Origin of the sequence: Ruminococcus sp. NK3A76, from assembly GCF_000686125.1 — a bacterium.
Taxonomy (GTDB): domain Bacteria; phylum Bacillota; class Clostridia; order Oscillospirales; family Ruminococcaceae; genus NK3A76.
Genome location: NZ_JMMA01000002.1, coordinates 1,777,092 through 1,801,123, shown reverse-complemented (window position 1 = coordinate 1,801,123; position 24,032 = coordinate 1,777,092). Strand labels below are relative to the sequence as shown.

Annotated in this window: 21 protein-coding genes and 1 pseudogene; 18 read left to right on the top strand and 4 right to left on the bottom strand. The window is 51.5% G+C overall.

Features of this window, described 5'->3' with window-relative positions; all coding sequences use genetic code 11:
- The first annotated feature begins 1 nt into the window (after window position 1).
- The 7 genes from CD05_RS21130 to CD05_RS17980 all read left to right on the top strand — a co-directional run bounded on the left by CD05_RS21130 (window position 2) and on the right by CD05_RS17980 (window position 8,210).
- Complete coding sequence (locus CD05_RS21130) at window positions 2–1,912, top strand: ATP-binding protein (protein WP_051588899.1); 1,911 nt, start codon at window positions 2–4, stop codon at window positions 1,910–1,912.
- Window positions 1,913–1,923: 11 nt separating this feature from the next.
- A complete protein-coding gene (locus tag CD05_RS0108510; protein ID WP_028510154.1) occupies window positions 1,924–2,670 on the top strand; it encodes a hypothetical protein in 747 nt (248 codons plus the stop codon).
- Between the two features lie 128 nt (window positions 2,671–2,798).
- Window positions 2,799–4,502: a phage tail sheath subtilisin-like domain-containing protein gene (locus CD05_RS0108505; protein ID WP_028510153.1), complete on the top strand. Its 1,704-nt coding sequence runs from the start codon at window positions 2,799–2,801 to the stop codon at window positions 4,500–4,502.
- A gap of 18 nt (window positions 4,503–4,520) precedes the next feature.
- On the top strand, window positions 4,521–4,943 hold the full coding sequence (locus CD05_RS0108500) for a phage tail protein (RefSeq protein WP_028510152.1): 423 nt from the start codon (window positions 4,521–4,523) through the stop codon (window positions 4,941–4,943).
- A gap of 77 nt (window positions 4,944–5,020) precedes the next feature.
- A complete protein-coding gene (locus CD05_RS0108495) occupies window positions 5,021–5,353 on the top strand; it encodes an SH3 domain-containing protein (RefSeq protein ID WP_028510151.1) in 333 nt (110 codons plus the stop codon).
- A gap of 33 nt (window positions 5,354–5,386) precedes the next feature.
- The gene (locus CD05_RS0108490; protein WP_028510150.1) at window positions 5,387–7,210 is read left to right on the top strand and encodes a hypothetical protein; all 1,824 of its coding nucleotides are present in this window, start codon (window positions 5,387–5,389) and stop codon (window positions 7,208–7,210) included.
- Between the two features lie 139 nt (window positions 7,211–7,349).
- Complete coding sequence (locus tag CD05_RS17980; protein ID WP_051588898.1) at window positions 7,350–8,210, top strand: response regulator; 861 nt, start codon at window positions 7,350–7,352, stop codon at window positions 8,208–8,210.
- An 83-nt stretch (window positions 8,211–8,293) separates the two neighbouring features.
- Here CD05_RS17980 and CD05_RS20575 read toward each other — a convergent pair whose 3' ends face one another.
- The 4 genes from CD05_RS20575 to CD05_RS21120 all read right to left on the bottom strand — a co-directional run bounded on the left by CD05_RS20575 (window position 8,294) and on the right by CD05_RS21120 (window position 9,558).
- Window positions 8,294–8,470, bottom strand: a complete 177-nt coding sequence (locus CD05_RS20575) for a hypothetical protein (protein ID WP_156947377.1) — start codon at window positions 8,468–8,470, stop codon at window positions 8,294–8,296.
- Window positions 8,471–8,495: 25 nt separating this feature from the next.
- Window positions 8,496–8,762 carry a hypothetical protein gene (locus CD05_RS0108475; RefSeq protein WP_028510149.1) on the bottom strand — a complete coding sequence of 89 codons (267 nt, stop codon included), beginning with the start codon at window positions 8,760–8,762 and terminating at the stop codon, window positions 8,496–8,498.
- A gap of 159 nt (window positions 8,763–8,921) precedes the next feature.
- Window positions 8,922–9,254 carry an MBL fold metallo-hydrolase gene (locus CD05_RS21125; protein ID WP_051588897.1) on the bottom strand — a complete coding sequence of 111 codons (333 nt, stop codon included), beginning with the start codon at window positions 9,252–9,254 and terminating at the stop codon, window positions 8,922–8,924.
- Between the two features lie 61 nt (window positions 9,255–9,315).
- The gene (locus CD05_RS21120) at window positions 9,316–9,558 is read right to left on the bottom strand and encodes an MBL fold metallo-hydrolase (RefSeq protein ID WP_051588896.1); all 243 of its coding nucleotides are present in this window, start codon (window positions 9,556–9,558) and stop codon (window positions 9,316–9,318) included.
- 181 nt (window positions 9,559–9,739) lie between these two features.
- Here CD05_RS21120 and CD05_RS0108465 point away from each other — a divergent pair, with 181 nt between their 5' ends.
- The 11 genes and pseudogenes from CD05_RS0108465 to CD05_RS0108410 all read left to right on the top strand — a co-directional run bounded on the left by CD05_RS0108465 (window position 9,740) and on the right by CD05_RS0108410 (window position 24,022).
- Window positions 9,740–10,558 carry an alpha/beta hydrolase gene (locus tag CD05_RS0108465; protein ID WP_051588895.1) on the top strand — a complete coding sequence of 273 codons (819 nt, stop codon included), beginning with the start codon at window positions 9,740–9,742 and terminating at the stop codon, window positions 10,556–10,558.
- A gap of 208 nt (window positions 10,559–10,766) precedes the next feature.
- On the top strand, window positions 10,767–12,362 hold the full coding sequence (locus CD05_RS0108460) for a hypothetical protein (RefSeq protein ID WP_156947375.1): 1,596 nt from the start codon (window positions 10,767–10,769) through the stop codon (window positions 12,360–12,362).
- Window positions 12,363–12,389: 27 nt separating this feature from the next.
- Window positions 12,390–13,106 carry a hypothetical protein gene (locus tag CD05_RS0108455; protein WP_028510146.1) on the top strand — a complete coding sequence of 239 codons (717 nt, stop codon included), beginning with the start codon at window positions 12,390–12,392 and terminating at the stop codon, window positions 13,104–13,106.
- Window positions 13,087–14,748 carry an Hsp70 family protein gene (locus tag CD05_RS17970; RefSeq protein ID WP_347495384.1) on the top strand — a complete coding sequence of 554 codons (1,662 nt, stop codon included), beginning with the start codon at window positions 13,087–13,089 and terminating at the stop codon, window positions 14,746–14,748. Before CD05_RS0108455 ends, CD05_RS17970 begins: the two co-directional genes overlap by 20 nt.
- Before the next feature lie 79 nt (window positions 14,749–14,827).
- Window positions 14,828–16,255: pseudogene (locus tag CD05_RS21115) on the top strand (Hsp70 family protein); the annotation flags it as partial.
- Window positions 16,256–16,303: 48 nt separating this feature from the next.
- Window positions 16,304–16,969, top strand: a complete 666-nt coding sequence (locus CD05_RS21110) for a vWA domain-containing protein (protein ID WP_347495383.1) — start codon at window positions 16,304–16,306, stop codon at window positions 16,967–16,969.
- A gap of 17 nt (window positions 16,970–16,986) precedes the next feature.
- Entirely contained in the window at window positions 16,987–18,045 is a 1,059-nt protein-coding gene (locus CD05_RS0108430; RefSeq protein WP_028510143.1) for a hypothetical protein, read from the top strand.
- Window positions 18,046–18,155: 110 nt separating this feature from the next.
- A complete protein-coding gene (locus tag CD05_RS0108425) occupies window positions 18,156–20,246 on the top strand; it encodes a hypothetical protein (protein ID WP_156947371.1) in 2,091 nt (696 codons plus the stop codon).
- Window positions 20,174–20,956, top strand: coding sequence for a hypothetical protein (locus CD05_RS0108420; RefSeq protein ID WP_028510141.1), 783 nt, complete (start codon window positions 20,174–20,176; stop codon window positions 20,954–20,956). Before CD05_RS0108425 ends, CD05_RS0108420 begins: the two co-directional genes overlap by 73 nt.
- 12 nt (window positions 20,957–20,968) lie before the next feature.
- The gene (locus CD05_RS0108415; RefSeq protein ID WP_156947369.1) at window positions 20,969–21,307 is read left to right on the top strand and encodes a hypothetical protein; all 339 of its coding nucleotides are present in this window, start codon (window positions 20,969–20,971) and stop codon (window positions 21,305–21,307) included.
- An 18-nt stretch (window positions 21,308–21,325) separates the two neighbouring features.
- Window positions 21,326–24,022, top strand: a complete 2,697-nt coding sequence (locus CD05_RS0108410) for a hypothetical protein (protein ID WP_028510139.1) — start codon at window positions 21,326–21,328, stop codon at window positions 24,020–24,022.
- Window positions 24,023–24,032 lie beyond the last annotated feature (10 nt).

The window sequence follows — 24,032 nt, the reverse complement described above, 5'->3', positions numbered from 1 at the left end:
GATGTTTTCTGAATATGAGCCTGTGTTTTGCGCTATGAACGCTTATCTTGCGGCGTTTGAAAAGAACGGCTTTGACAAGTCGGGGGCAGAGGGTATATTAAGTATGCTGCCAAAGGCCGATAATACGCCGCTTTGCGATATTCTTTACGGGTGCAGCGGCTTTGAGAGCCTGACAGTTATACTCGGCGCACTTGTAAATTTCAGCAGGCCTGCATCAGATGTACTCCTCAGGCTATACGGCCTGCCGGCGGGCAGCATCACCCCTGAGGCGGCGTGTGAGCTGTTTTTGGGGGTCAGCGATATTTTGCCTGTGTGCGGATCTCTGTCGGAATATACCGTCCTTGATCGCGTGTTTGACGGCACAGCGCCGCGCTGTAATGCCCTTATGACCATCAAGCCCTTTGCCGCACGTTTCATAGCCTGCGGCGAGATAGATGATGAGTTGTTTTTAAATGATATCGGCGAGGGGCTGCATTATATAGACCTATCGCAAAACAAGGCAGCCGAGCAGGAGATAGCTGCTGCCGTAAAGGCCGATAAAAATGGCATTTCCCGCATAATTGCAGTCACGGGCGAGGAGGGCAGCGGCAGACGCACGGCGGCTGCTCTTGCACTCAAAGCTGTGGGCATCGACAGTGTGTTCATACGCCCAGATAAGCGCTGTGATATAAGGCGTATCAAGGAGCTTTCGACAAAGCTGATGTGGCTCGGTGCAGCTGCTGTAATAGTTGATGATGAAAGCTCTGACAGCGGCAGCTTTTGGCGCTTTGCCTGTGCCCTTGCGCAGGAAACGGGTGTGGTTTTGGCTGTTTGCGGCGAGGCTTTTGAAGGCTCTTTCATCGAGACGGTGAATATAAGCATAGGTGCTCCCTCCACACAGGAACAGTACAGGATATGGGAAAATGAGCTGCGCTTTTATCAGACCGACGGAAGCGCCGATATCTCCGAACTTGTGAGCGAGTATTCCTTCACGGTCGGCGGCTTAAAGAAAGCCCTGCGCTTTGCGGCTATGCTGTCAAAGGGCGATAAGCTCACCTTTGCCGATATAAAAACAGGCTGCACCCGCTCGGTAAACTCCGATATGGGCAGCAAGGCGGTCAGGATAAACTGCGTTTTCGGCTGGGAGGATATAGTGCTGCCCGAGCACAGCAAAAGGCTTTTAAAGACCGCCTGCGATCAGGTGCGCTATCGGCATAAGGTCTATGATGAGTGGGGCTTTGCCGATAAGATAGCCTACGGCAGGAGCGTGTCTATGATTTTCATAGGCCCACCCGGCACGGGCAAGACTATGGCAGCACAGATAATAGCTAACGAGCTGGGGCTTGAGATATACCGAATAAGCCTTGCAAACGTGGTCAGCAAATATATCGGCGAGACCGAGAAAAACCTTGACGAGATATTTGATAATGCTAAGAAAAGCAAGGTGATACTCTTCTTTGACGAGGCGGACGTGCTCTTTTCAAAGCGCACCGAGGTCAGGGATTCAAACGATAAATACAGTAATATGGAATCGGCGTTCCTTTTGCAGAAGATAGAGGAATATCACGGCATAGTCATTCTTGCTACCAACCTTGTGCAGAACTTCGATGAGGCCTTCAAGCGCCGCATGAAGCTGATGATAGATTTCCCGTTCCCCGATGCGGACAGGCGCAGAGAGATGTGGAAAAGAGCATTTCCCGACAGGCTGCCCCTTAGCAGTATCGACTACGATTATCTTGTTGATAATTTCGAGCTGTCGGGCAGCAATATCAAAAACATTGCCCTGCACAGCGCTTTCCTTGCGGCTGCCGAGGGCAGCGGTGAGGTGGGTATGAAGCATATCATCGCATCACTCAAAAATGAATATTCAAAGAGCGGCAAGGCATTTACCAAGGCAGATGCGGGCGAGTATTACTACTTCCTTGACGAGTGAGGTGAGGGGGATTGTCGGTATTTGACGATTACGATAATTACGATAAAAAGCTGAACCTCTCCGAGGGCACAGAGCACGTGCGCGAGAGCGAGACGCAGGACAAGAAAAAGGTCGAGGGCTATGAGCCTAACCCGCAGGACGAGAAATACTATGAGGTCATGGGTATCAAAAACTCATTTGACAACGTTTCGGTGGGTGCCGATAAATACGGGCAGATGCTCATATCGGTGAACACCGTGAAGGAGCCGGGCGAGGTGACTCTTGACAGCGACAAGAAAAAGCTCAAAGGCACACGCCGCAAAAAGAGGATAGGTGCTTACGGTGACTTCTATACCAACCTCTATGCCGACAGACATGGCGCTTTTGCATACCGTGCCGACAGAAATATTTCCGAAATGCGTATGATAAGGGAATTTGAGATAATGGCAAAACGCCGCGTCTCAAAGGAACAGCGCGATGCCATGCCGCTTTTGCGGCTCGAGGAGGATAAGGCTGAGCTTTCTCAGCTTCGCAGTATGAGCGGGTCACAGAACGATAATTATTCCGAGCGTGAGCGGCTCGAGCGGCGGGTGCATAAGGAGACCGAGTACCGTGACAGATTTATGGCAAGGCTGCGCAAGGCACGCAGAAAGACCTACGCCAAGGAGCAGGCCGAGCAGGAGCAGCAGACTGTGACCAAAGAAGAACTTGCCGCCGCAGACAATGATGATGATGAGAATGATGATGCAAATAATGAAAATAACGAGAATGAATTATAGTTTGAGTTATAGATTTTGTTATAATGCGGTGTTATAATAATGTTGTAATCACAAATCAGCGTGATAACAAGATCAAATAACGAAAGGGGGAACGGTTTTTACCCGTTGCTCGGGTAAAAGCGATCTTTATGGCAGAATATTTATCTCCCGGTGTATATGTCGAGGAGTTTGAGTCCGGCGGTAAGCCTATGGAGGGTGTCGGAACAAGTACGGCAGGTTTTGTGGGTCTTGCCGAAAAAGGCCCGATAGGCGGCGTTCCGCAGCTTGTTACTAATTTTGCGGATTTCAGAAGAAAATACGGCGGTTTCCTTTCCGAGAACGAGTTCGGTGATTACCGCTTCTTAGCTTATGCAGTTGAGCATTTCTTTATCAACGGCGGTACTCGTGCATTCATTTCAAGAGTTGCACCTTCAAGCGCTAAGTGCGCAGCAGCCGCGGTAGGCGAGCTTGAATTTACAGCAAAGGATCCCGGTCTTTGGGGCGACAGCATAAGCCTTAAGCTTACTCCCTCTTCAAAGGCCAAGACACAGGCCTTCGATGCTGTCGGCGACAGAAAGTACAGAGTAAAGAACGGCGCAGGCTTTATCCCCGGTGATATAGTTGCGTTTACAGACGGCGAGAATATCGAATACAACAAGGTAGAAAAGAATCAGGATAATGTTATAACATTTGCAAATGATTTCTCTGCCGATATAACCGATAATAACCTTCTCCCCACAAAGGTCATCTATACCTGTGAGATCTCTATGGAGGTAAAGTATGACGATTCGACAGAGAATTACGATAATCTCTCGTTCAATATCGAGTCGCCCAACTACATATCCAAGAAGGTCGCAAAGTCAGACCTTATAACAGTACAGTATAATGGCACCAACGAGATAACCAACCCCTTCGGCACTCTCTGCTCGGAGGACGAGACGGTAGTTGCCGTTGAATTCTCGGGCGGCAGCAACGGCTCTGCCTCTGATGTTGATGCTGGCACGTTCATAGGCGAGGATAAAGGTGCAGGCAACAGAACGGGTATCCAGTCCTTCCTTGATAATGATGTAGTATCTATCATGGCTGTTCCGGGTATAACTGATCCCAACGTTCAGCTTACACTTGTAGCTCACTGCGAGAACCTCGGCAGCAGATTTGCAGTGCTCGATGTTCCGAGGGATGCCAAGAAGGTAGATGAGATAGTTGCTCACAGAGATATATTCTCTTCGAGCTATGCTGCACTCTATCATCCGTGGCTCACAGTTTTCGATCCGCTCGATAAGAAGAATATCGCTATCCCGCCGTCCGGCTCGATCATTGGTATCTTTGCAAGAAGCGACAATGCAAGGGGCGTTCATAAGGCTCCCGCAAACGAGGTAGTAAGGTCATGCGTAGGCCTTGATATCCAGTTCAATAAGGGCGAGCAGGATATCCTCAATCCTAAGGGCGTTAACCTTATCCGTCCGTTCCCCGGACAGGGCATAAGGGTATGGGGCGCAAGAACTGTATCGAGCGACCCGAGCTGGAAATATGTCAATGTACGCCGTCTGTTCATCTTCCTTGAAGAGTCTATCAAGGCAAACACCAACTGGGCTGTATTTGAGCCCAATGATGAGGCTCTGTGGACAAGAGTACACAGAACTATCAGCGTATTCCTCAACGGAATGTGGAGAAACGGCTCCCTTGCCGGATCTACTGCCGACGAAGCATTCTTCGTAAATATCGGCAGAAGCACCATGAGCCAGGACGATATAGACAACGGACGCTTAGTCTGCGTGATCGGTGTTGCACCTGTTAAGCCTGCTGAATTTGTGATCTTCAGGATCACACAGAAGACCGGCGATTCGGAATAATTGAAGGGGGTTTAAAACATGATTTATCCACATACACGGTTCAGATATAAGGTCGAGATAGACGGTATAGATGCCGGCGGCTTTTCCGAGGCGACAGGCTTTGACGCATCTATTGATGTAGTAGAGTACAGAGAAGGCGATATGGAAACAACACCTTCAAAGGTACCCGGCCTTAAGAGATATGGCAATATCACCCTCAAACAGGGTTTAGTTGACTCAACTGCTATCTATGACTGGATGATAACAGGCGTGAACGGCGCAGTTGAAAGAAAGACCATTACAATAACTCTGCTTGATGAAGAGGGCTCTCCCGCAGCTTCATGGCAGGTCATCAATGCTTGGCCTATGAGATATACGGCTCCCGATTTCAACGCTTCTGCTTCGGAAGTTGCTATCGAAGCTATAGAGATCGCTCACGAGGGTATGACAAGAGTATCATAAACTATATGCTAAGCGATAAGACCGTTCACGCGAGCGGTCTTATTGTGTAATAACATAACACATAAGGAGTGAGAGATATGCCGAGAAAAGCCAAAAAGGCCGAGGAGACCGTGCAGGAGACCGAGGTAATGCCGCAGGCAGAGGAAACTGTCGAAGAAGCGCAGCCCGAAGCCGAGCAGCTGCAGGAGCAGACTGTCAATACGAGCAACGGTACGGTCATAGCATCGTCGGGCGCTGTTTATTTCAGGACGGGTGCTTCCTTTAACAAGGCGGTCATAGCAGAGCTTAAGCCGGGTGCGCCCGTGAAGGTATTAGGCTCGCAGCAGGGTGATAAGGGCGTATGGTATAAATGTGAATATCAGGGAAGGACGGGCTTTGTAAAAGCTACCGGTCTGAAATTCGGTGATTGACCGTATTCCCTTTAGTAAAGGTGGTGTTTGAATATGCCGAAAAGACCTATGCTCGACTCTGTGGAGGTAGCGGCCGAATCGGGCAGAAACAGCGTGTCTGAGCCAGTCGGCCCGTCTGTGAGCAATGCCGATATAGACGTTGCTGCGGGCAGAAACAGTATGCCGGCGGCAGCATCATCTGCGCTGCCCGAGGCGAATGTTCCCGCAGAGGTGCCGCAGGAGCCGGAAAACGCTCCCCAAAAGCAGGAAGTCAAGGAGGCACTGGGCGAGCAACAAGGGCAGAAGAATGACGATGCTCCCGAGCAGGGCGGCAAGGAAAATAAAAATGTCGTCGATCAGATAGCCGAGCAGGTGCTTGATAACAATGACGGCAAGAGAGTAGACCCCGAAGAGACTACCATAAAGATAACAAGAAAAAACGTGCTTAAGAAAAAGCTCGTTACCGACCATAAAAAGAAAAAAGATGACGACAACAGCAAGGCTGCCGATGTGGGTGAAAAAGCCAATGGGCATACGAGCAGCCTTGAGCATCTTAACAGAATAGATAACGCAAGTGTAGGTTTTACGGGCGCAAGTGTCGTTTCGGCTGTGGCAGGTACTGTGCCGAAGGGTCTCGGCGTTGCGGCGTCGTTGACAGGCGGTGCAGGCTCCGAGGAATATTCTAAGACTATGAGCGAGGGCGAGGGCTCGCTTAATGCGGCGGATTATATAAATGTTGCCACAGCGGGTCTCGGTACTGTCGCGGGCGGTCTTAAAATGGGCGCAAATATCTACCGAGCCAAAAAGAGCAAAAACCGCAAAACAAGAGATGTCGCAAAATACAGAGCCGCGGCGGGCGCTTTGGCTATGGGTCAGAGCATTACCTCGGGGCTTAGCAGCGGCGCTAATCTCGGTATGTTCGGCTCAAACGGCAGAGTTGACGGCACGGCGGGCAAGAGCATAGGCGGCGCTATGGATATTGTTTCGGGCACTACTGGCTTTGTGTCGAATATACTCGATTATGTTGCCAACAAAAAGGAAAAGCAGCATCATAAGGATACGGCAAAGGACGCCATGAAGATAAGGGATAAGACCAAGAGGTCTGCCAATGCAGCATTGGATTCGAGCCGTAAAAGCCTTAAGGCATTCAAGGACAAGGATCATAGTCAGCTCAGCGGCGTTGAAATGAATGATCTTAAAAACGCCCGTCAGAGCCGCCATACCGCCAAAGCGCAGCTCTATGCGATGAAGCAGGCCGAGATGATACATAACCAGCGTGCAAAGGAAAACACCAAGGGGCTTTTGAGCGCTATCGGCGGCGGCTTCGGCTTTGCAGGGTCGCTGCTCACAGGTGCGTCAAAGTTTATGGGCAACGCAGGCGGTCTCGGGGCGGCGCTCGGCATAGTCGGCTCTATCGGTTCGATTATAGGCGTTGGCCTTAAGGGCTTGAACTTCGGCAAGGGCACGGTAAAGGAAGGTATGGGTGCCGATAAGAGCAATTTGCAGTCGGTGAAGATAGACGTGCTCAATGACTATCTTAAGGATAAGACAAAGAAGATAAAGGACGAGGCTAAGAGCATGGCGCTCACACGCAACGAGGAACGTGCTCTAGGCGATGACGGCAGAGAGCTTAGCGACGAGGAGGCCGAAAAGATAGCGGTAATGCGTCTCGGCGTTGAGGTCGATCTTGACGGAGAGAATGCCTACGAGCCGCTGACCGCCGAGCAGAAGGATAAAGCTTTCCAAAAGCTCACCGAAAAGCGTGCCAAAAATATCCTCAACTCATCAAAGGAGGAAAAGACCCAAATGATGGGTGCGCTGGGGCTTGAACCCGATGCGACTTTCGAGGAGGTAGTTGCGGCACTTAGCGGCAGCTGACAAAAGAATATCTGTAAAGCGCTTAAGGCCAATGCCTTGGGCGCTTTTTTTAGGGTGAGAAGTAAGAAAAAAGCTCTTGCATTGTGGTGCGTTAGGTGGTATAATAGTTATCAAGAGATATGTGCAGGGGAGGGTAAAAATGACGATAATCTGTGTTGATGATGACGCGCAGACCGCAAAGCGCACCGCCGCTGCCTGCCAAAAAATTGCGCAGGTCGATGAGGCGGTCAGCTTTACAAGCCCCGTGTCGGCGCTTGAATATTTTGACGAGCATATCGTTGATATAGCGATACTCGATATATCCATGCCCCGTATGAGCGGCATAGAGCTTGCATCAAAGATCAAGCAAAAAAGCCTCTCCACGGCGATAATATTCTTAACGACCTTCCCGCAGTATGCCGCAGACGCCTTTACGGTGCACGCGACGGGCTATATGCTAAAGCCCCTTGATGAAAAAAGGCTGTTAGAGGAGATAAGCTATGCAAGGCTCATCAGCTTTAAGGATCTGAGCCGCCGCATAGTAGTGCAGACCTTCGGCGGCTTTGATGTATTCGTTGACGGCAGGCTTGTTTTGTTTGCGCAGAAAAAATGCAAGGAGCTGTTTGCTTTTCTTGTTGACAGGAGAGGGAACAGCGTTACCCGTGCTGAGGTCTATGCCGTGCTCTTTGAGGACGCATTCTATGACCGCCCCGCACAGAAAAAGCTCGATTCGCTTATCCGCTCTATGCGTGATACGCTCAGAGAATACGGCATCGAAGATACTTTTGAGCTTAAAAGCGCTTGTATGCGCATAATCCCCGAAAAGCTCTCCTGCGATATGTACCGCTTTTTTAACGGCGATATGATCGCGGTCAATTCCTTCCGCGGTGAGTATATGAGTGCTTATTACTGGGCAAATATGACCGAGAGCCTGCTTATACGCAAGCTTACAGACGCCGATCCCCCGCAAGTGGAAAAAGACGATGACAGCCCCCTTAAAACATCATCGGTCAAGCAGTAAAAGCATATATAAAACAAAACAGTACAGCTTTGCGCTGTACTGTTTTTCTTTATCAAACGTCCCAATAACTGTTAAGGCAGCGTTCATTCATTTTCCAAGCCGACATATTCTATGATAACATCAGCATTCATTTCAAAGCGGTTGTTCTTTTTGAATTTGTCAAGCCCCACGATCATAACTGATGCGGCTGTGCCAGGCTCGCCCTTCTGCGTTTTCTTTCTGCGCTTGTGCGGCTTGACGGTTATAGCTGTGAATCCCAACTTTTTAAACTCCTCGGCGGCCTTTTCATGCAAATGTGACATAGTAGCTGCTGCCGTGAGGTACGGTTATCATAGCCTTCATATCGGCCTGCCTGATATCCTCATAACTCGCAAGATAGAAAACAACACAGCTTTCATTCCTGTCAAACAGATCGCCCGCATCGTAATCCCGACAGTCCCCGAATTTCAAAGAAACGGTCTTGCGCTCCTTGCCCACAGAGTCGCCCCCAATTATCATGCTGCCGGTTATGTTTGCAAAGCCTGCTTCCTTAAGGCAATACCGCACGACCATTGTATGTCAGATGCGCTGACAAATTTTTCGTCAGATTGCCTATATCCGCCGCAGTTTTACTGGCGTAAGACAAGGTGGATTTGGGCGATATGACGGAAAATTTTCAAGCATATGGCATACAAAGGCGTAAGCCGTTGGTTGTGCGGTGTTGCCTTAAACTTAAAATTCTATCTTCCTCACAACTTCAATCCCCTTAGATACTGCGCTTTCAAATACATCGGCGTCGGCGGTGGAGCCGACATATTTGCCGTAGTGGGTGGGTATGGCGGCCTTGGGCGAAATGGCGTTTACCAGCTCGGCGGCGCTTTTGGCGTCGCAGGTGAATGTTCCGCCGATGGGCACGCAGATTATGTCGCAGCTGACCGACCTTGCTTCGGGAGTGTCGTCGGTGTCGCCGCAGACATAGACCATGCTGCCGCCGATTTCGACCACATAGCCGAGCCAGCCCTTGGCTTTTGGGTGGAATGATTTGGTAAGATTATAAGCGGGCACGGCCTCGATTTTTATGCCGCAAAGCTCGCAGCTCTCGTTGGGGGGTAAGGTATGTTACCCTTTATTGCGGAATGCCTGCATTTTTCATAGCAACAGCCATACTTGCAGGAGCAACAAACAGCGTGCTGTCATTTGCTGTTTTAGCGATATCCTCGGGGGAGAAGTGGTCGTAGTGGTCGTGGGTCAGGATAATAATATCGGCGTCATATACTGCCGAGGGCAGGGCGAAGGGGTCAAAGCGCAGTATCTTCTCTGCGGCTATGCGTATGCTGTTTTGGGTGTTGACTGTGATGTTTGAAGTCATAAGTTTTCCCTCCGATCTATGATATTTCTTTTTTCTATCATACCACACCGCCGCAAAAATATCAACCCCTAATATGGATAAAGTTTACAAAACTGAAATACCGAATACACCTATGGGTGATATAATGTAGCGTAGAGATATCTGCCTTGCGGTGAGTGATAAATGATAAGAAGATGATGCTTTGGAAATAGTTGTTGTTATTATAGCGGCTTTGGTGTTTGTGGGGCTGGGGGCGCTTATTCTGCGGCTTTGTGCCCGAAAAAGAAAAATACCCCGCACCCTTGCTGTGATAGTGCTGATTCTGGCGGGTGCGCTGCCTGTGGGGCTGTATGCGTTATTTGAGACGAAAGTTGTCTACCATGCCGACAGCACCGCCCTTGATGCTATGCAGGGGTCGGCTGATGTTGAGGTTAAAAAGACCGACAACGGCTGGTTTTTTGACGGCAAGGGGACAGACACAGCGCTGGTTTTCTACCCCGGCGCTATGGTTGATGCGAGAGCCTATTCGCCGCTATTGAGCGAGCTTGCGGCAGGCGGCATTGATTGCTTTTTGGTGGAGATGCCATTTGAAGTTGCACTGCTTGGAATCGACAGGGCTGATGCGCTGATTGGCGAATACAGCTACAAGTATTGGTACATTGCGGGGCACTCGCTGGGCGGCATAGCGGCGGCGAATTACTGCTCGGCATACTCTGACAAAATCGACGGGCTGATTCTGCTTGCGTCATACTCGGTCAAGGAGATAAGCGGGGCAGATGTGCTGCTTATACGTGGCTCGGAGGACAAGGTGCTTGACATTGATGATTACACAAATGATAGGAAAAACCTACCCGACAGCGCTGAGGAGCTTATCATAAGCGGCGGCAACCACTCACAGTTCGGCAGCTACGGCGAGCAGAAAGGTGACGGGCAGGCGCAGATAACTCCACAGCAGCAGCGCTCGCAGACAGTTGATGCAATAGTGCAGTTTGTGGGTAAGAGGGCGCAAACGGCAGCGTGAAATATGTGAATTAACGGCATTCTGTTTTTATCAGGGTGTCGTTTTTGTTTATTGTCGGGCGAAAATCACACACATTAGCGCTGCATCTCTATCGTTAAAAATGCTAAAAATATTGTCACATCTTTAGAGAATACTTGACAACATATATATAAATGGTAAAATAATTGTGTAATACTATTTAAATTGTTAAGGGAACGAGGTGCTGCGGATGTTACATTTGATAGGGTTTGTGCTGGGGATAGTTTTAAAGCCTGCCGCAGCGCTGATACTTATCCCTGCATCTATCGCTGCTGGTATAGTCTGGGGCGTTTACAGGGGGCTTTATTCCTATCTGCGTGCTGTGCGCTACAACACCGATTTCAAGCCCGTATCTTTCGTGGGCGACCACGAGCCTGCTAAGAGGAGCTATTTCTACGGCAACGCCTACAAGCAGTTTCTGAGCACCGTAAAAGAAGCCTTTGCGAGCAATTTTTCGGCGCTTCACGAGGCTGATGAAATGCGTGATGACATAACTTTCACAAGAAGCGAGCTGCATGAGTATTTTCTCTGGCCGCTGAAGCTGGGCGGGCTTTTCTTTGTGGTAAGTGCCACACTTGTTGTGCTGATAGCAGGCACGGCTTTATGTGCGGCCTGCACGGTTTTTCACGCTGTGATACTGTCTTTGTTATGGGGGCTGTATTCGCTGGTGCTTTGCATAACATCTGCTTCCGACAGGCTGTTTTTACACAAGAACAAAGTCTGGGCACAATGTCCCTCATACTTTAAGCGCATAAGGCTGCCAGCATTTGTTTGCCGTGGGTGCAGCACACGCTTTCACAGGGAGCTGCGGCCTAACAAATACGGCATATTCCGCCACACCTGCGAGTGCGGCGCCAAGCTCGGCTCGACCTACGGCACGGGGCGCTACCGTGAATCGGCCTACTGCCCCTACTGCATGACGCCGCTGACCTCGGCTTTGTCAAAGCCATTTACCGTTAACATGATAGGCGGAACAGAGTCGGGCAAGACGGTGTATCTTGTAGCACTTTATCATATGCTCAAAGAGCGTGTCAAGGGGCTTAGCGGCGACACTACTCTTTCAATTCCGCAGGGGTATGAGCAGAGATTCAGTGACCTTGACAGGTGGTTCAAGGGCAGGGTGAGAGTGCCAAACACGGTGGAATTCACCGCACAGACATATACCCTTATGGCAGACCACCCGAGCCTTGACGTCAAGCGTCAGCTGATAGTCTACGACATAGCGGGCGAGGCTATCTCGGGCAGTAATGCGGCGGTCAACATGGTATCGCTTACCACCTGCGACGGGCTGCTCGTGATGTGCGACCCGTTTTGCAGCAGCATACTCTGCGACAGAGTGCTTGAAAACGGCGGACAGCTGCCCGACCATTGCAGCGACGACATCTCGGTGCTGATAGATGACCTTGTACATTTTTTCGTTGACCTGCGGCTTATAAAGACGGGCGAGCGCTGCACCGTGCCGATTGCGATGATAGTTACAAAGACGGATGTTCCCGAAGTGGCAGAAGTGCTTGGCGAGGGGGCTGTCGCAAAAGCTTATCAAAACAGCGGCGGGCAGGGCGACCTTTCGCAGTTTACCGACCAAAAATGCAGGGAGTTTTTAGCTGACATTGGCCTTGAAAGTGCTTTAAGAAAGCTTGATATGCAGTTTACGAATACAAAGCTTTTCCCCGTAAGCTCAATGGGGCACGGGTATGACGACACGGCCTTTACCCCTCAGGGCGTATGCGAGCCGTTTTACTGGCTGTTAAAGGAAAAGGACAAGCAGTTCTTTGATATAATGTGATAAACGAATAGAGCACGAGGTGATAAAATGTACGAGGACGACTTTGAAGAGATAGCGGAGCTTACGGCAGAGCCTTTGGAGGAGGAGATAGCTGTAGAGCTTACGGCTGAAATTACCGAGAACGAGCAAGCGGACGAAATGACGCTTGATGAGCAGGAAGAAACTGCCGACGAGCCGAGCGAGCCTGACAGACTTGAAGAGCTGGGCGGCGAGATAAAGCAGGAGATTGCGGCTTCAAGAGAAGACACCGCAGCACTTGGGCGGCTTTTGCGGCAATACATAAAGGAAAATGTTGAATACCGTGAGCAGGTGCGTGGGCGAATGGAAAAGCGCTTGGAGGAATACCAGAAACGAGAGAGCGTCGACATTTTCAACCCGCTGCTAAAGGAGATAGCGCAGATATATTCCGACTACCTGCCGCTGTTTGAGGATGAGGAGTTATCACCAAAGGCGAGGGGCAACCTCGACAGTCTGTTTGAGCAGCTTGAAGACATTCTGCTCGACTATGATGCGAGGGTGTTCCGCACACCTGTAGGCGAAAAGAGAGAACTGCCGAGAATGTCAAAGATAGCAAGGCAGATACCCACCGATGATGAAGCCCTTGCAGGAACGGTGGCTGTGAGCAGGAAACCCGGAATAGTCAAAAACGAGCGCATGGTGCTTGCACATGAACTTGTGGATATATATGTATATGAACAGTCCGAAAAAGTGGATGAAAGTGTAAATACAGAGGAGGAAAACTAAGATATCAGACAAGATATTCGGCATAGACTTAGGCACGACCTACAGCTGCATAGCAAAGCTCAACGAGGACGGCACGCCCGTCGTGATAGAGAACTTTGAAGACCAGACGGACACTCTCGCATCGGCGGTGTTCTTTGAGTCGGAGGACAACATAATCGTCGGCGACAACGCCAAGGCGAGCGTTGAGGAAGCAGGCGACAGAGTCGTTGAATACATCAAGCGCCACATCGGCAAGAATGACGGCTGGAGCAGGGAGTTCTTCGTGGTGGAGTACACACCTATCGACATAAGTGCGATGATACTCAAAAGGCTTCGTCAGATGGTGCAGTCGCAGGGCGACGAGGTTGACAGGGCTGTTATAACCTGCCCTGCATACTTCGGAATAGCCGAGCAGGAGGCCACAAGGCGTGCAGGCGAGCTGGCAGGGCTTGAAGTGGTTGACATTATACAAGAGCCGACAGCGGCGGCGCTTTGCTACTGCGCAAGGAAATTCAAGGAAGAAAAGATAATAATGGTCTACGACTTAGGCGGCGGAACGTTTGATGTTACGGTGCTGAAAATGTGGCTTGACACGAATGCTGACGGCGAGGAGGTACAGCACGCAGTAGTGCTCTGCTCTGACGGCTTGGATATGCTGGGCGGCAAGGACTGGGACGATGTGCTTTATCAGAAGCTCGAATCGGTGCTTTGCGAGGAAAACGGCATTGAGCCTGCTGACCTTGAGCCTGAGGACAGGCAGGCGATAAGAAGCCAGATAGAAAAGACCAAGCGCAAGCTGAGCCGTGCGGATTCCTGCGATGTGAGAATACCCTACAGCGGCTCGATAACAAGGATAACCGTCACCCGTGAGGAGTTTGAGAGCCTGACAAGTGCGCTCGTTGACAAGACGATGAGTTTTGTTGAGAACGTTATGGGCAGGCTTAATGGTCAGGTAGTAGATACTGTACTTCTCGTGGGCGGCTCGACGATGATGCCGATGATACAGCGTGCAGTTGAAGCGAGATTCCCCGGCAAGGTGCAGCAGGAAGACCCGCACAGGGCTATTGCAAAGGGTGCGGCTATCTATGCGTCATTACTTATGGCAAAGGACGATGCGCCCGCAGAGGCAGAGGGCGAAGCGGCAGCCGAGGGAGAAACCTCAGACAAGCCCGAAGGCCGTGGAAGCGTACCCAGCAAGGACGTTATAAGGCCGCAGCTGCCCAGCTCATTCGGTGTGGGAGTACTTAACGGCAAGGGCGATTATATAGTTGACAACCTTATAAAAATGGGCACATACTACGATGAAGCAGACGCCACCGAGACATACCGTGTGCCCGAGGACGGACTTTCGCACATCGTTTTGCGTGTGTTTGAGGACAGGCTGACAGATGACGAGGTGTGCCCCTGCGTTGATGCATACGGCGACGAGCAGGAGTTTGACCCCTCGACGGGTGTACGGTTGCTTGGTGACATGAGAGTTGACCTGCCGAGCGGCACGCCCAAGGGCACCAAGATAGAAGTTAACATCAAGGTGACGACAAACGGCGTTAAGCTGATAGCCAGAAACCTCACAACAGGCGAGGAAGTGCCCGCAGAGATAGACTTCAAGATAGGCGAGGGCGGTGCTGCGGCCAACGTACTCGGAAAGATATCGGGTGAATAAACTAAAGGAGCAACCCCTATGGGAATTAAGGTAGGCATTGACCTTGGAACGACATTCTGCGCCGTTGCAATGATAGGTGATGACGGGCAAGGCGGCCGTGATACCCAACGAAATGGGCGAGCGGCTGACGCCCTCTGTCATACAGTTTTTTGATGACGGGGCATACATAGTGGGGGCAGACGCCAAGGAAGCCCTTGACTACGGCGAGGAGGGCTGTGCGGCAGTCTTCAAGTGAAGCATGGGCGAAAGCGGCGTTTATTGCAGCTTTTACGGGCGTGACTACACAGCGCAAAGCCTTTCGGAAATAATGCTGCGAGAACTCAAAAAGCAGGCCGAAAAGGTCACGGGGCAGAGGATAGACGAAGCCGTTGTTACCGTGCCAGCATACTTTGGCGAGCTGCAAAGAGAGCCGACCCTGCGTGCTGCAAAGGACGCAGGGCTGAATGTCAGACAGCTTGTGAGCGAGCCTACTGCAGCGGCTATGAACTATGCGGCAGACCATTTTCGTGAGAACGCAAATGTGCTTATCTACGACTTGGGCGGCGGAACTTTTGACCTGACGCTTGTGCAGATGAAAAAGAACGACCGTGTTGACGTTATAAGAACAATTGGCAACAGTATGCTCGGCGGCAAGAACTGGGACGAGGAGCTTGCAAAGCTGCAGGTGCAGAAGATAGAGGAGGACGTTGAGTACACCGAATGCGACATACACACCCTTGCTTTACGTGAGGCGGAAAAGGTCAAGATAGCCCTTTCATCGGCGATGAAAGCAAGAGCGCACTTTACGCTTGATGACTACGGCAGCTGTACGGTAGAGGTCACGAGGGAGGAGTTTGATGATGCGACGGTTCACCTGCGTGAAAAGACAAGGGGGCTTTGCAAAAATCTTCTTGACTCGATGAAGCTCAGCTGGCGTGACATCAACGCTGTTGTGCTTGTGGGCGGCTAGACAAGAATGCCGCAGATAAAGAAATTCATTAAGCAGATGAGCGGGCGTGAGCCATTAAGCCGAGTCAACCCCGACGAGGCGGTGGCGATAGGTGCGGCCATTATGGCAAACCTGAAAGCCCAGCCATATGCTGTTCAGAAGATAACCAATGACGAGAGCGTTATAAGAACTCTCAGAAAAGGCAGCGTGCCTGCAAAGGAAACGGCGGTCGAGAGCTTACAGAAGCTCTCGGTTTCGGACGTTGTAGCGCACACCTTGGGCAAGGTGACTGTAAACCGTGACGGCACGGGCTACAAAAACCAGATAATAATACGAGAAAATTCGGTGATACCTGTAAAGGTAGCGGTGGCGGAGCAGTTTTACACAAAGGGCGAGGGCGGCAACGAGAGCGAGATAATAATGCTGCAAGGCAGCAGCGAGATTGTAAGGGAATGCACTGCCGTCTGCCGATACATAGTCAGCGGAATTGAGCACGACCCCACCCACAACCCGACGATACTCAAAGTTCAGTACAGCTATGACGCAAACGGGATAGTTCACGTTCAGGCAAGGCAGGGCGACTCGGACAAAGACCTGCCTGCAAAGAAGCTGCCTGCACCCGATGATATGAGCAGATATTACGAGGGCATAAGCGCACCGCCTGCCAAGGCAAAGGCAGAGCCTTTGAGGATAATGATGGCGATGGACGTTTCGGGCAGCATGACGGGCAGGCCGATGGAGGAAGCAAAAAAAGCCATGTGCCGTTTTATCGACGAATTCTCCTGCTACCCGGGTGATGTGAAGATAGGCGCTATGGCGGTATCTGACAGAACGCAGGTAGTATGCGAGCTGACTAATGATCTTACAGCGTGCCGTAAAAAGGTAGGCGGGATAGAGGTCTGCATGACGGGGCTTTGCAACGAGGCTGACCCCTTTGACGAGATACTCAACCGCCTTGCGGTGGCAAGGGGCAAGAAGGTAGGCGTGGTGCTTGCCGACGGCGTATGGTCTTACCGTGACAAGGCGATAACAAGGGCAAAGCGCTGTGCCGCCATGGGCATAAACATCATAGGCATGGGCTTTGGCGAAGCTGATGAGGAGTTTTTAAAGGCCATAAGTTCTGGCGAGATAGGCGCAATAAAGGTAGAGCTTGACGAGCTGACGCCGACATTCGGCAAGATAGCGCAGGAGCTTGGCGGCGGCAGGGGCGGCAAGAGCAGGCGGCTCTTCGGCGGCTCGAAAACGCCACCAACAGAGTGTGAAACATGGCCTGCACCGGGAGAGCAGACCTGATACAAGAGGGACAAACTTTGGACAGAAAGAATTATTACGAGCTGCTCGGCCTGCCTTTTGACGGCTCGCTTGAGGGCAGAGCAAAGGCGGGCAGGACGGATATGCTCGACAAGATGATAGACAGTGCCCTTACGGTATGGCGTGACAAGCTTATATCCGACAAGGCGAGGGCGACCGACAAGGCAAAAATATTGAAGATAGAGGAGCAGCTTGCAAAAGAAGCTGATCTTCGCCGTGCCATGTTCGGGCGAGAGGGAACAAGCCCCGAGGGAATGGTTGAAGCCGCCATAAGAAAATGGAATAGCAGGCTCGAATCGCAAAAGGCAGGCGGCGCTGCGGCAGGCGACCCTGCAAAGCGGGCGCAGATAGACGCAGAGCTTGCGCTTGAAGCCGGCATAAGGGCTGTAATGCTCGACAAAAAGAGCAGGAGAAGCGAAGCTGCCGACATGATAGAAAAATGCTGCGGCAAGCTGTCACAGCTGCTTGATATTCAGACATACGGCCAAAGCGAGCTGCCCGACGTAACGGAAGTTCAGGTGAAAAACGTAGCACAGCGGCTGGGGCTGCCATATGACAAGGCGGCAGAGGTCTATGAAAGCAAGGGGATAAAGGTTATAAAGCCACGCAAGGCGGCTGACCTTAAGAAATCTTTTCTTGATGATGCGACCTTTGAAAACCTGCAAAAGCTTTTTGAAAAGCTGCATAATGACAAGTGGATAAAGGGCACGCCTTATGAGAACGCTGCAAAGGCTGATGATCTATACAGCCTTGCCTGCTTACTTGACGGGGGCAGGGAGAAGGAAGTGAGCGTTTACCGCAAAAAGCCCACAAAGACCCTAAAGGACATAATGGACAAGTTTTCGGTCAGACTTGCATCAGACTCGGGCAGCAGAAGCTATGCGGCGATACTGCGTGACCTTGTATCTATCGGCGCTTCAAGAGTATTTGATTCGGAGGAGGACAGGGAGAGGTATGCTCACAGCGTAAAAAGGAAGAGCTTAGCGAGTTCTTTTCGCTGCTGCGGCAGGCGCCCCTTGATTTTAAAAAGGACAGAGACTTTGCCGAGAACTGCATAAAGCGCATACAGTCACATTTCCCCGACTACAGCATAGCACTTGCCCTATACAACGAAAAAGCAGGCCTTGGGCGTGACCCGTATGTAAGGCAGGAAGCGGCGGTGGGCGTTGTGTGCGAATGCTGCGGCAGCTACAGCGAATACCCCACGGCGGCGCAGGCTTCAAAGGCTATATGCCCTGCCTGCGGTGCGGCGCTTTACATAAGCTGCCCCTCGTGTGCCAAGAAAGTTCCTGCATCGGCAGAAAAGTGCGGCTGCGGCTTTGAGATAGGCAAGCTTAAGCACATAGGCTCGTTTATCACGGGGGCGCAGAGTGCGATAGACAGGCTCGATTTCAAGGAAGCGGAGTATTTCATCTCGAACATCGAGAGCGCCGACCCCAAGAACAAAGAGCTTGCAAATTTAAGAAAGCTTTACACCGACAAGACGGCTGTCTACAAAAAGCCGCTTGCAGAGCTTGATGCGCTGATAAGCAGCAGAAAGTTTATGGCGGCGCAGCGCAAGACGGAAGAGCTTGCTGCAAAGATGAAGGAGCTTGACATTGACAGCAGGCGTGATAGCATAAGAGGGCAGATAGACAAAGCAGCAGCTTTGATGCCCAAAGCGAGAGTGAGCGAGACGCAGAGGGGCAACAGCTGCTATCAGGTTTTGAGCATATGCGCCGACTACCGCCCCGCTTTGGATATGATAGCAACTGTTAAGCTTAAGGCGCCCACGGAGCTTAAGGTGAGCGTGACAGACCACGGCTGCGAGCTTATATGGCAGCGTGGCGAAGACCTCGGCGTGGGCTACAGGATAGTCAGAAAGCAGGGGGCGTTTCCTGCTGCGATATCTGACGGTGAGACGGTCGCCAAGGAGGTAAGCGGAGTAAGCTTCACAGACGAGAGCCTGCGATACGGCATAAAATACGGCTATGCGGTATTTGCCGAGCGAATGGGAGTATTCTCCGAGCCTGCAACAGTTTGGGCGGAGGTGCTGGGCGAGCTTGACAAGGGCTTAAGCTACGGCTGCGTCAGCGGCAGATGCACATTCAGCTGGGTGCTGCCCGAAAACGCCTTAGGCATAAGAGTTATAAAGAAGCAGGGCACACTGCCGCCCGAAACACCCGACAAGGGCTGCGAAGTTTTCGAGCAGCGGGGCAGCGGCTTTACCGACACGCAGGTGCAGGACGTTATCAGCTACGGCTACAGGCTTCAATGCATATACCAAGGCGAAAAGGGCGAGAGATACAGCAGAGGTTTAACACTCACGCTGCGCCCCGAGCCTATGCCGCAGGAGCCTGACGGGCTCAGCATAAAGCAAAAGGGCACAGCCCTTGAAGCAAAGTGGAAAGCAGACGATAGCTCTGTGAAGATAAGCATACTGCGGCTTGAAAACAAGCAGGTGTTTATGGAAGCAGGCGAAGTGTGTGCTGTGTCAGCGCTTGATGCAAAGCTTGGCAGGTTTGAAACGCACGTTACGGCAGACATGGATGCGGGCAGGTGTGGTGTTACTCTGCCGAAAAACAGAATGCTCAACACAGCACTTATCACACGCTCAGGCTCGTCGGCAAGGCTTTGCAGGGTGATGAGCGTATCCACCGCCGCACCCTTACAGATAGACCCTGTGAACACGGTGATAAAAAACAACATACTCACAATAAAGCTGAAAGAGCTGCCCGAGGGGCTTGAAAGGGTACACTACTGCGCACTCACCAAGACGAGCAGCGCTGTGCCATGGGCTGATACTGCTGACATAGGCACATCAAAGCTTACCGCAATAGCGGCAGCAGAGCTTGCGGCGGGCGGGGCTATAACGGCAGACGCTCCGCAGGAGGACATATACATTACCGTAATAGGCGAATACGGCACGGGCGGGAATGTGATATACTCACAGCCCGCAAAGCTTAAGCGCAACAACAGCCCGAGAGCGAGGATAAGCTACAAGCTGGGAACTTCGCTGATAGGCGACAAACACAGCCTAAGGGTAAAGGCCGAGTGCGACTCGCTGCCCGAGATGTATCTTGTATACAGCAAAAGCGGTGTGCCTACCGACATAGCATCGGGCGACACGGTGACTGTTATGACGATAGCTGCGGCGGCAAATGCTAACACAAAGGGCTACAGCGACATTCCCCTTACCAAGGAGGTATGGGACAGCATACCCGCAGGGGCGAAGATAAGGCTGCTTATCGACAAGGTCGACACATTCTTGCAAGGATAAGCACTAACAGCGCCAAATACAACTGCTCATTCTGCGGAACTGACATAACAAAGCAGGGCTTTAACGGCAAATACTACTGCCCCGACGCAGCGCACAGAGACAAGCCCGTTATAATCTCATGCCCTATCTGCGGGCGTGAGCTGCCCTCGTCGATATTCGATTATGACGAGTATATGCGCTTTTGTCTGCTTGGTGCGACCGACACGGGCAAGACGAATTTTCTGATAACGATGATTCACGAGCTGCAAAACTGCAAGGGCACCTACTGGTCTTGCTCACACATGGATCAGGAAACGCTTGAAAACTTCCACCACAATGAGGACACTATCTACAAGGAACATCGCCCCGTTGACAACACGCTTGCGGGGCAGGGGCCGCAGCCTCAACAATGGATACTGCAAAACGGCAAAAAGCGCACGAGGACGAGTATTCCCACCTACAGCCTTACCATATTTGACGGCGCAGGCGAGGACATAACATCAATGAGCGATGACATCAAAAACTACATCAACGGCTCGAACACGCTTGTTATACTCTTTGACCCGTTGATACTTGACAAGGTGGCACAGCGCATGGACCCTGAAAAGCTTGCAGCTTCAACGGGCACATACGGTCAGGGGCAAAGAAAATCGGCGGCAGAGCTTGTGACCGACATCACGACATACATAAAGGCCGCCATGAAGCTTAAGCCCAATCAGCTGATAAACTGAAACGTGGCGGTGGTGTTTACCAAGTTTGACATGGTGCTTGATGAATTCGGCACGGGAACTGTGACGCAGGAAAGCCCGCACTTAAAAAGCGGCGGCTTCGTGCTTTCAGACTGTGAGGTGGTCGATGAGGAGATTCGCTCGTGGATAGAGAAAAACGGCGGCGTGCAGTTTTTAAAGAACATAAGCAACAACTTTATCGACAAGAACGTGAAGTATTTCGGCATATCGAGCTTTGGCGCTGCGCCACGCAGCGACGGGCATCTTGACGAGATAGCCCCTCACAGGATACTTGACCCGCTTATGTGGATGATGTATAACGAGGGGATAATAAGCAAGGCCGACGAGGAATGAGCTGAAAGGAGGCAGGCTATGCTTGAACAAGTCATATACACACGCTGCTTACCCTGCCGCAGTCTTGAAAACGGACAGGTCATGCACAAGGAGGGGCTTGGGTTTTACTCGGTGAGCGAGGGGCTTATAAGCAGCATTCCCGAGAGGATAAAGCTTGACCGCCTTATAAGAAAGCAAAACTGCTCAAAGACACGGGCGGCGGGTTATGTCTGCTCATACTCATTACTGTCTTTAGGCGGCGGCAACACAGCCCTCACCTACGAAGTGCCAAGAGAGAACACGGGCGAGAAGCGTGCAAACGGCAACCTCATAAGAACAGGCAACTACATAAAGCAATGCCTTATCGGAAGACCCTGTGACTACCCCTACAAGTGGTTCGGCTCGGCTGTGTTTGATGCGCACAAGCGCCTGCAGCAGGATTATTACCACGACCTTGACCCGAAGAGCGAGCCGCCGTATCTTTCACAGGTGAGCGACAGAGCAGGCGACGGCTATGTGACCGACAAGGTGATAGATGATTTTCTAAGCGATAACAGGCAGGAGCTTTTTGTTAAGATGCTCGCATTTATCTTGCAGCAGATGACGCTGCCTGCTGGCGAGCGCAGAGTGCTGCTCATAAAAGACACGCCCGAGAACGTCGAGCTATGGGTGGCGGCGATCGAGAGGAGCGTATCTGTAAGAATTGCGCTTGAGATCAGCTTTGACATCAACATCAGCGGCATAACGGGCAACAACTCAAACGGCGAGCTGTTTTACTACGTCAACCAGAAGACAGGGGCGGTCTGCTCATACGACAGCAGGATAAACACCCTTGAACGTCTGCCCTACGCCATGATAGCAGGCATTCACCCGAAAGACACCATGAGTGCGGGCATAAGAAAGACCGCCATATCAAACTACGAGATAGCAGACCCTGCACAGGGAAGCTTCACAGCTGACATGGGCGAATACACACAGCGGCAGTATTTTACACACGCAGCTTTGCATGACGGCTACATCACCGAGTTTTGCTCGGAGTTTCTGCCCTATGTTGACACGGCGGGGGCTGATGTGGCGGCGCTTTTTGATGCATACGCTTTACTGCTGACCGACCTCGGCTCGGCACGCAAGGGGTATGACGAAGTTTATTCTGCCCTTAAGAGCATTATCGGCGGCAGGGCAACAGGCAGCGAAGCGCTTGACTGCAAGCTCTTTGAAACGGGGCTTGCAGGCTACGGCAGATTCTTTGAGCAGGACGAGGAGAAGGGCTACGGGCTGCTGAGTTTGTATTCGACACTTGCCGACAGGCTGGGCGAAAAGGGCAGGGTAGAGGAAAAGCTGCTTGACAGGTTTACTCAGCTTTGCGACAGGCTGCCAGAGAGCAGCGGTGTGCTTTGCCGCTCGTGGGCGGCCTTTGAGAAAAACGGCAGCGAGGCGTTTCGCCAGAGCATCATGAGAGGGCTTTTCACAGAGCGCAGGGTTGAAAGGTGCGTTATCGTTTCGTCAATGATAGACGCCGCCACCGACAGGGTGCTCTTTGATATGCTTATAGAAGGTCTGCCTGCTGATGTGGAGCATTTTGCAAATCACGAGGAACTTTGCATACTTGCAGGGGCGCTGCTTTCGGGGTGCATTGATGATGAGCGGCTTATCACGGCAATGCTTGACACGCTCTCAAAGAGCGAGGAGCTTTTCTGTTTCTTTGCGGGCTACACCGCAGAGTTTATGGGCAGCACAGACCCAAACGGCAGGCGTGAGTGGTTAGAGGTGCTGGTGCGCTACAGCGGCAGCGACCCCGAAAAGCTCTGTGCAAGGCTTTTCAAGTCGCCATACATAAGCGTTGACATAATTGAGAGCATTCTCTGCATATATGCAAAGCGCATTGGCAGAGTAGACGAGAAGCTGCACAGCATATTTGAGTGTGCTGTTGCCGCAATGCCCGATGAGGATTTCACGGGGCTTGAATTCTACCGCTGCTGCATAGAGCTGACAGACGACATGGGTATGATGCAGAGGGTGATAAGCAAGGCCATGCGTGCAGGGCTTGATGAGGACGTTCAGCGGCGAGTATATATCTACCTAAACAAGCGCTTGTTTGCAAGGAAAGAGCCGCTGACGCAGGAACTTCTGAGCGTGCTCGAAGCGTGGAGCGAGCGGCTTTGCATATCGTCACTTGTGCTTGAAAAGGAGCTGCTAATCGAAACGCTTGAAACTATAACATCTGCACGGCCTGCGCTTGGGGCGTGCGAGAGGTTTATCAAGATTCGCTTTGACCTGCCGCAGGGCTACACAAAGAGTGATATGTTCCTGCGTGTTACCGATTCGGCGGTGCAGTTCAATGACGGGCTGTTTTATCTGTATGCTATGTTTTTATTTGACAGCGATGATGACAAAGCGCTGGCTGAGACAGCAGAGGCGTTTATAAGCACGATACTAAAAGACAACGCCAAATCAAAGCACCTGGGCGAGCTACTTTTCGGAATGAGAGAGGCGTTCACGCTTGATGATGCGCACGTTCCCTCATACGAGGGCGAGAGGGTCAGACAGGTGCAGAAGATACTGAAAGCTGCATTTGAGAAGTGCGTCAAGGCAAGCTACCGCTCATCAATGACCGAGCAGGTCAGGAAAGCGGGCGGCGTCAACGAAGCTGACAGGCAGGCGCTCTTGCTGATGCTTGGTGAAGCAAGCGGCACAAAGGGCGGCATAAAGGGAATATTCAGACACAAGAACACATAATAAAACGCCG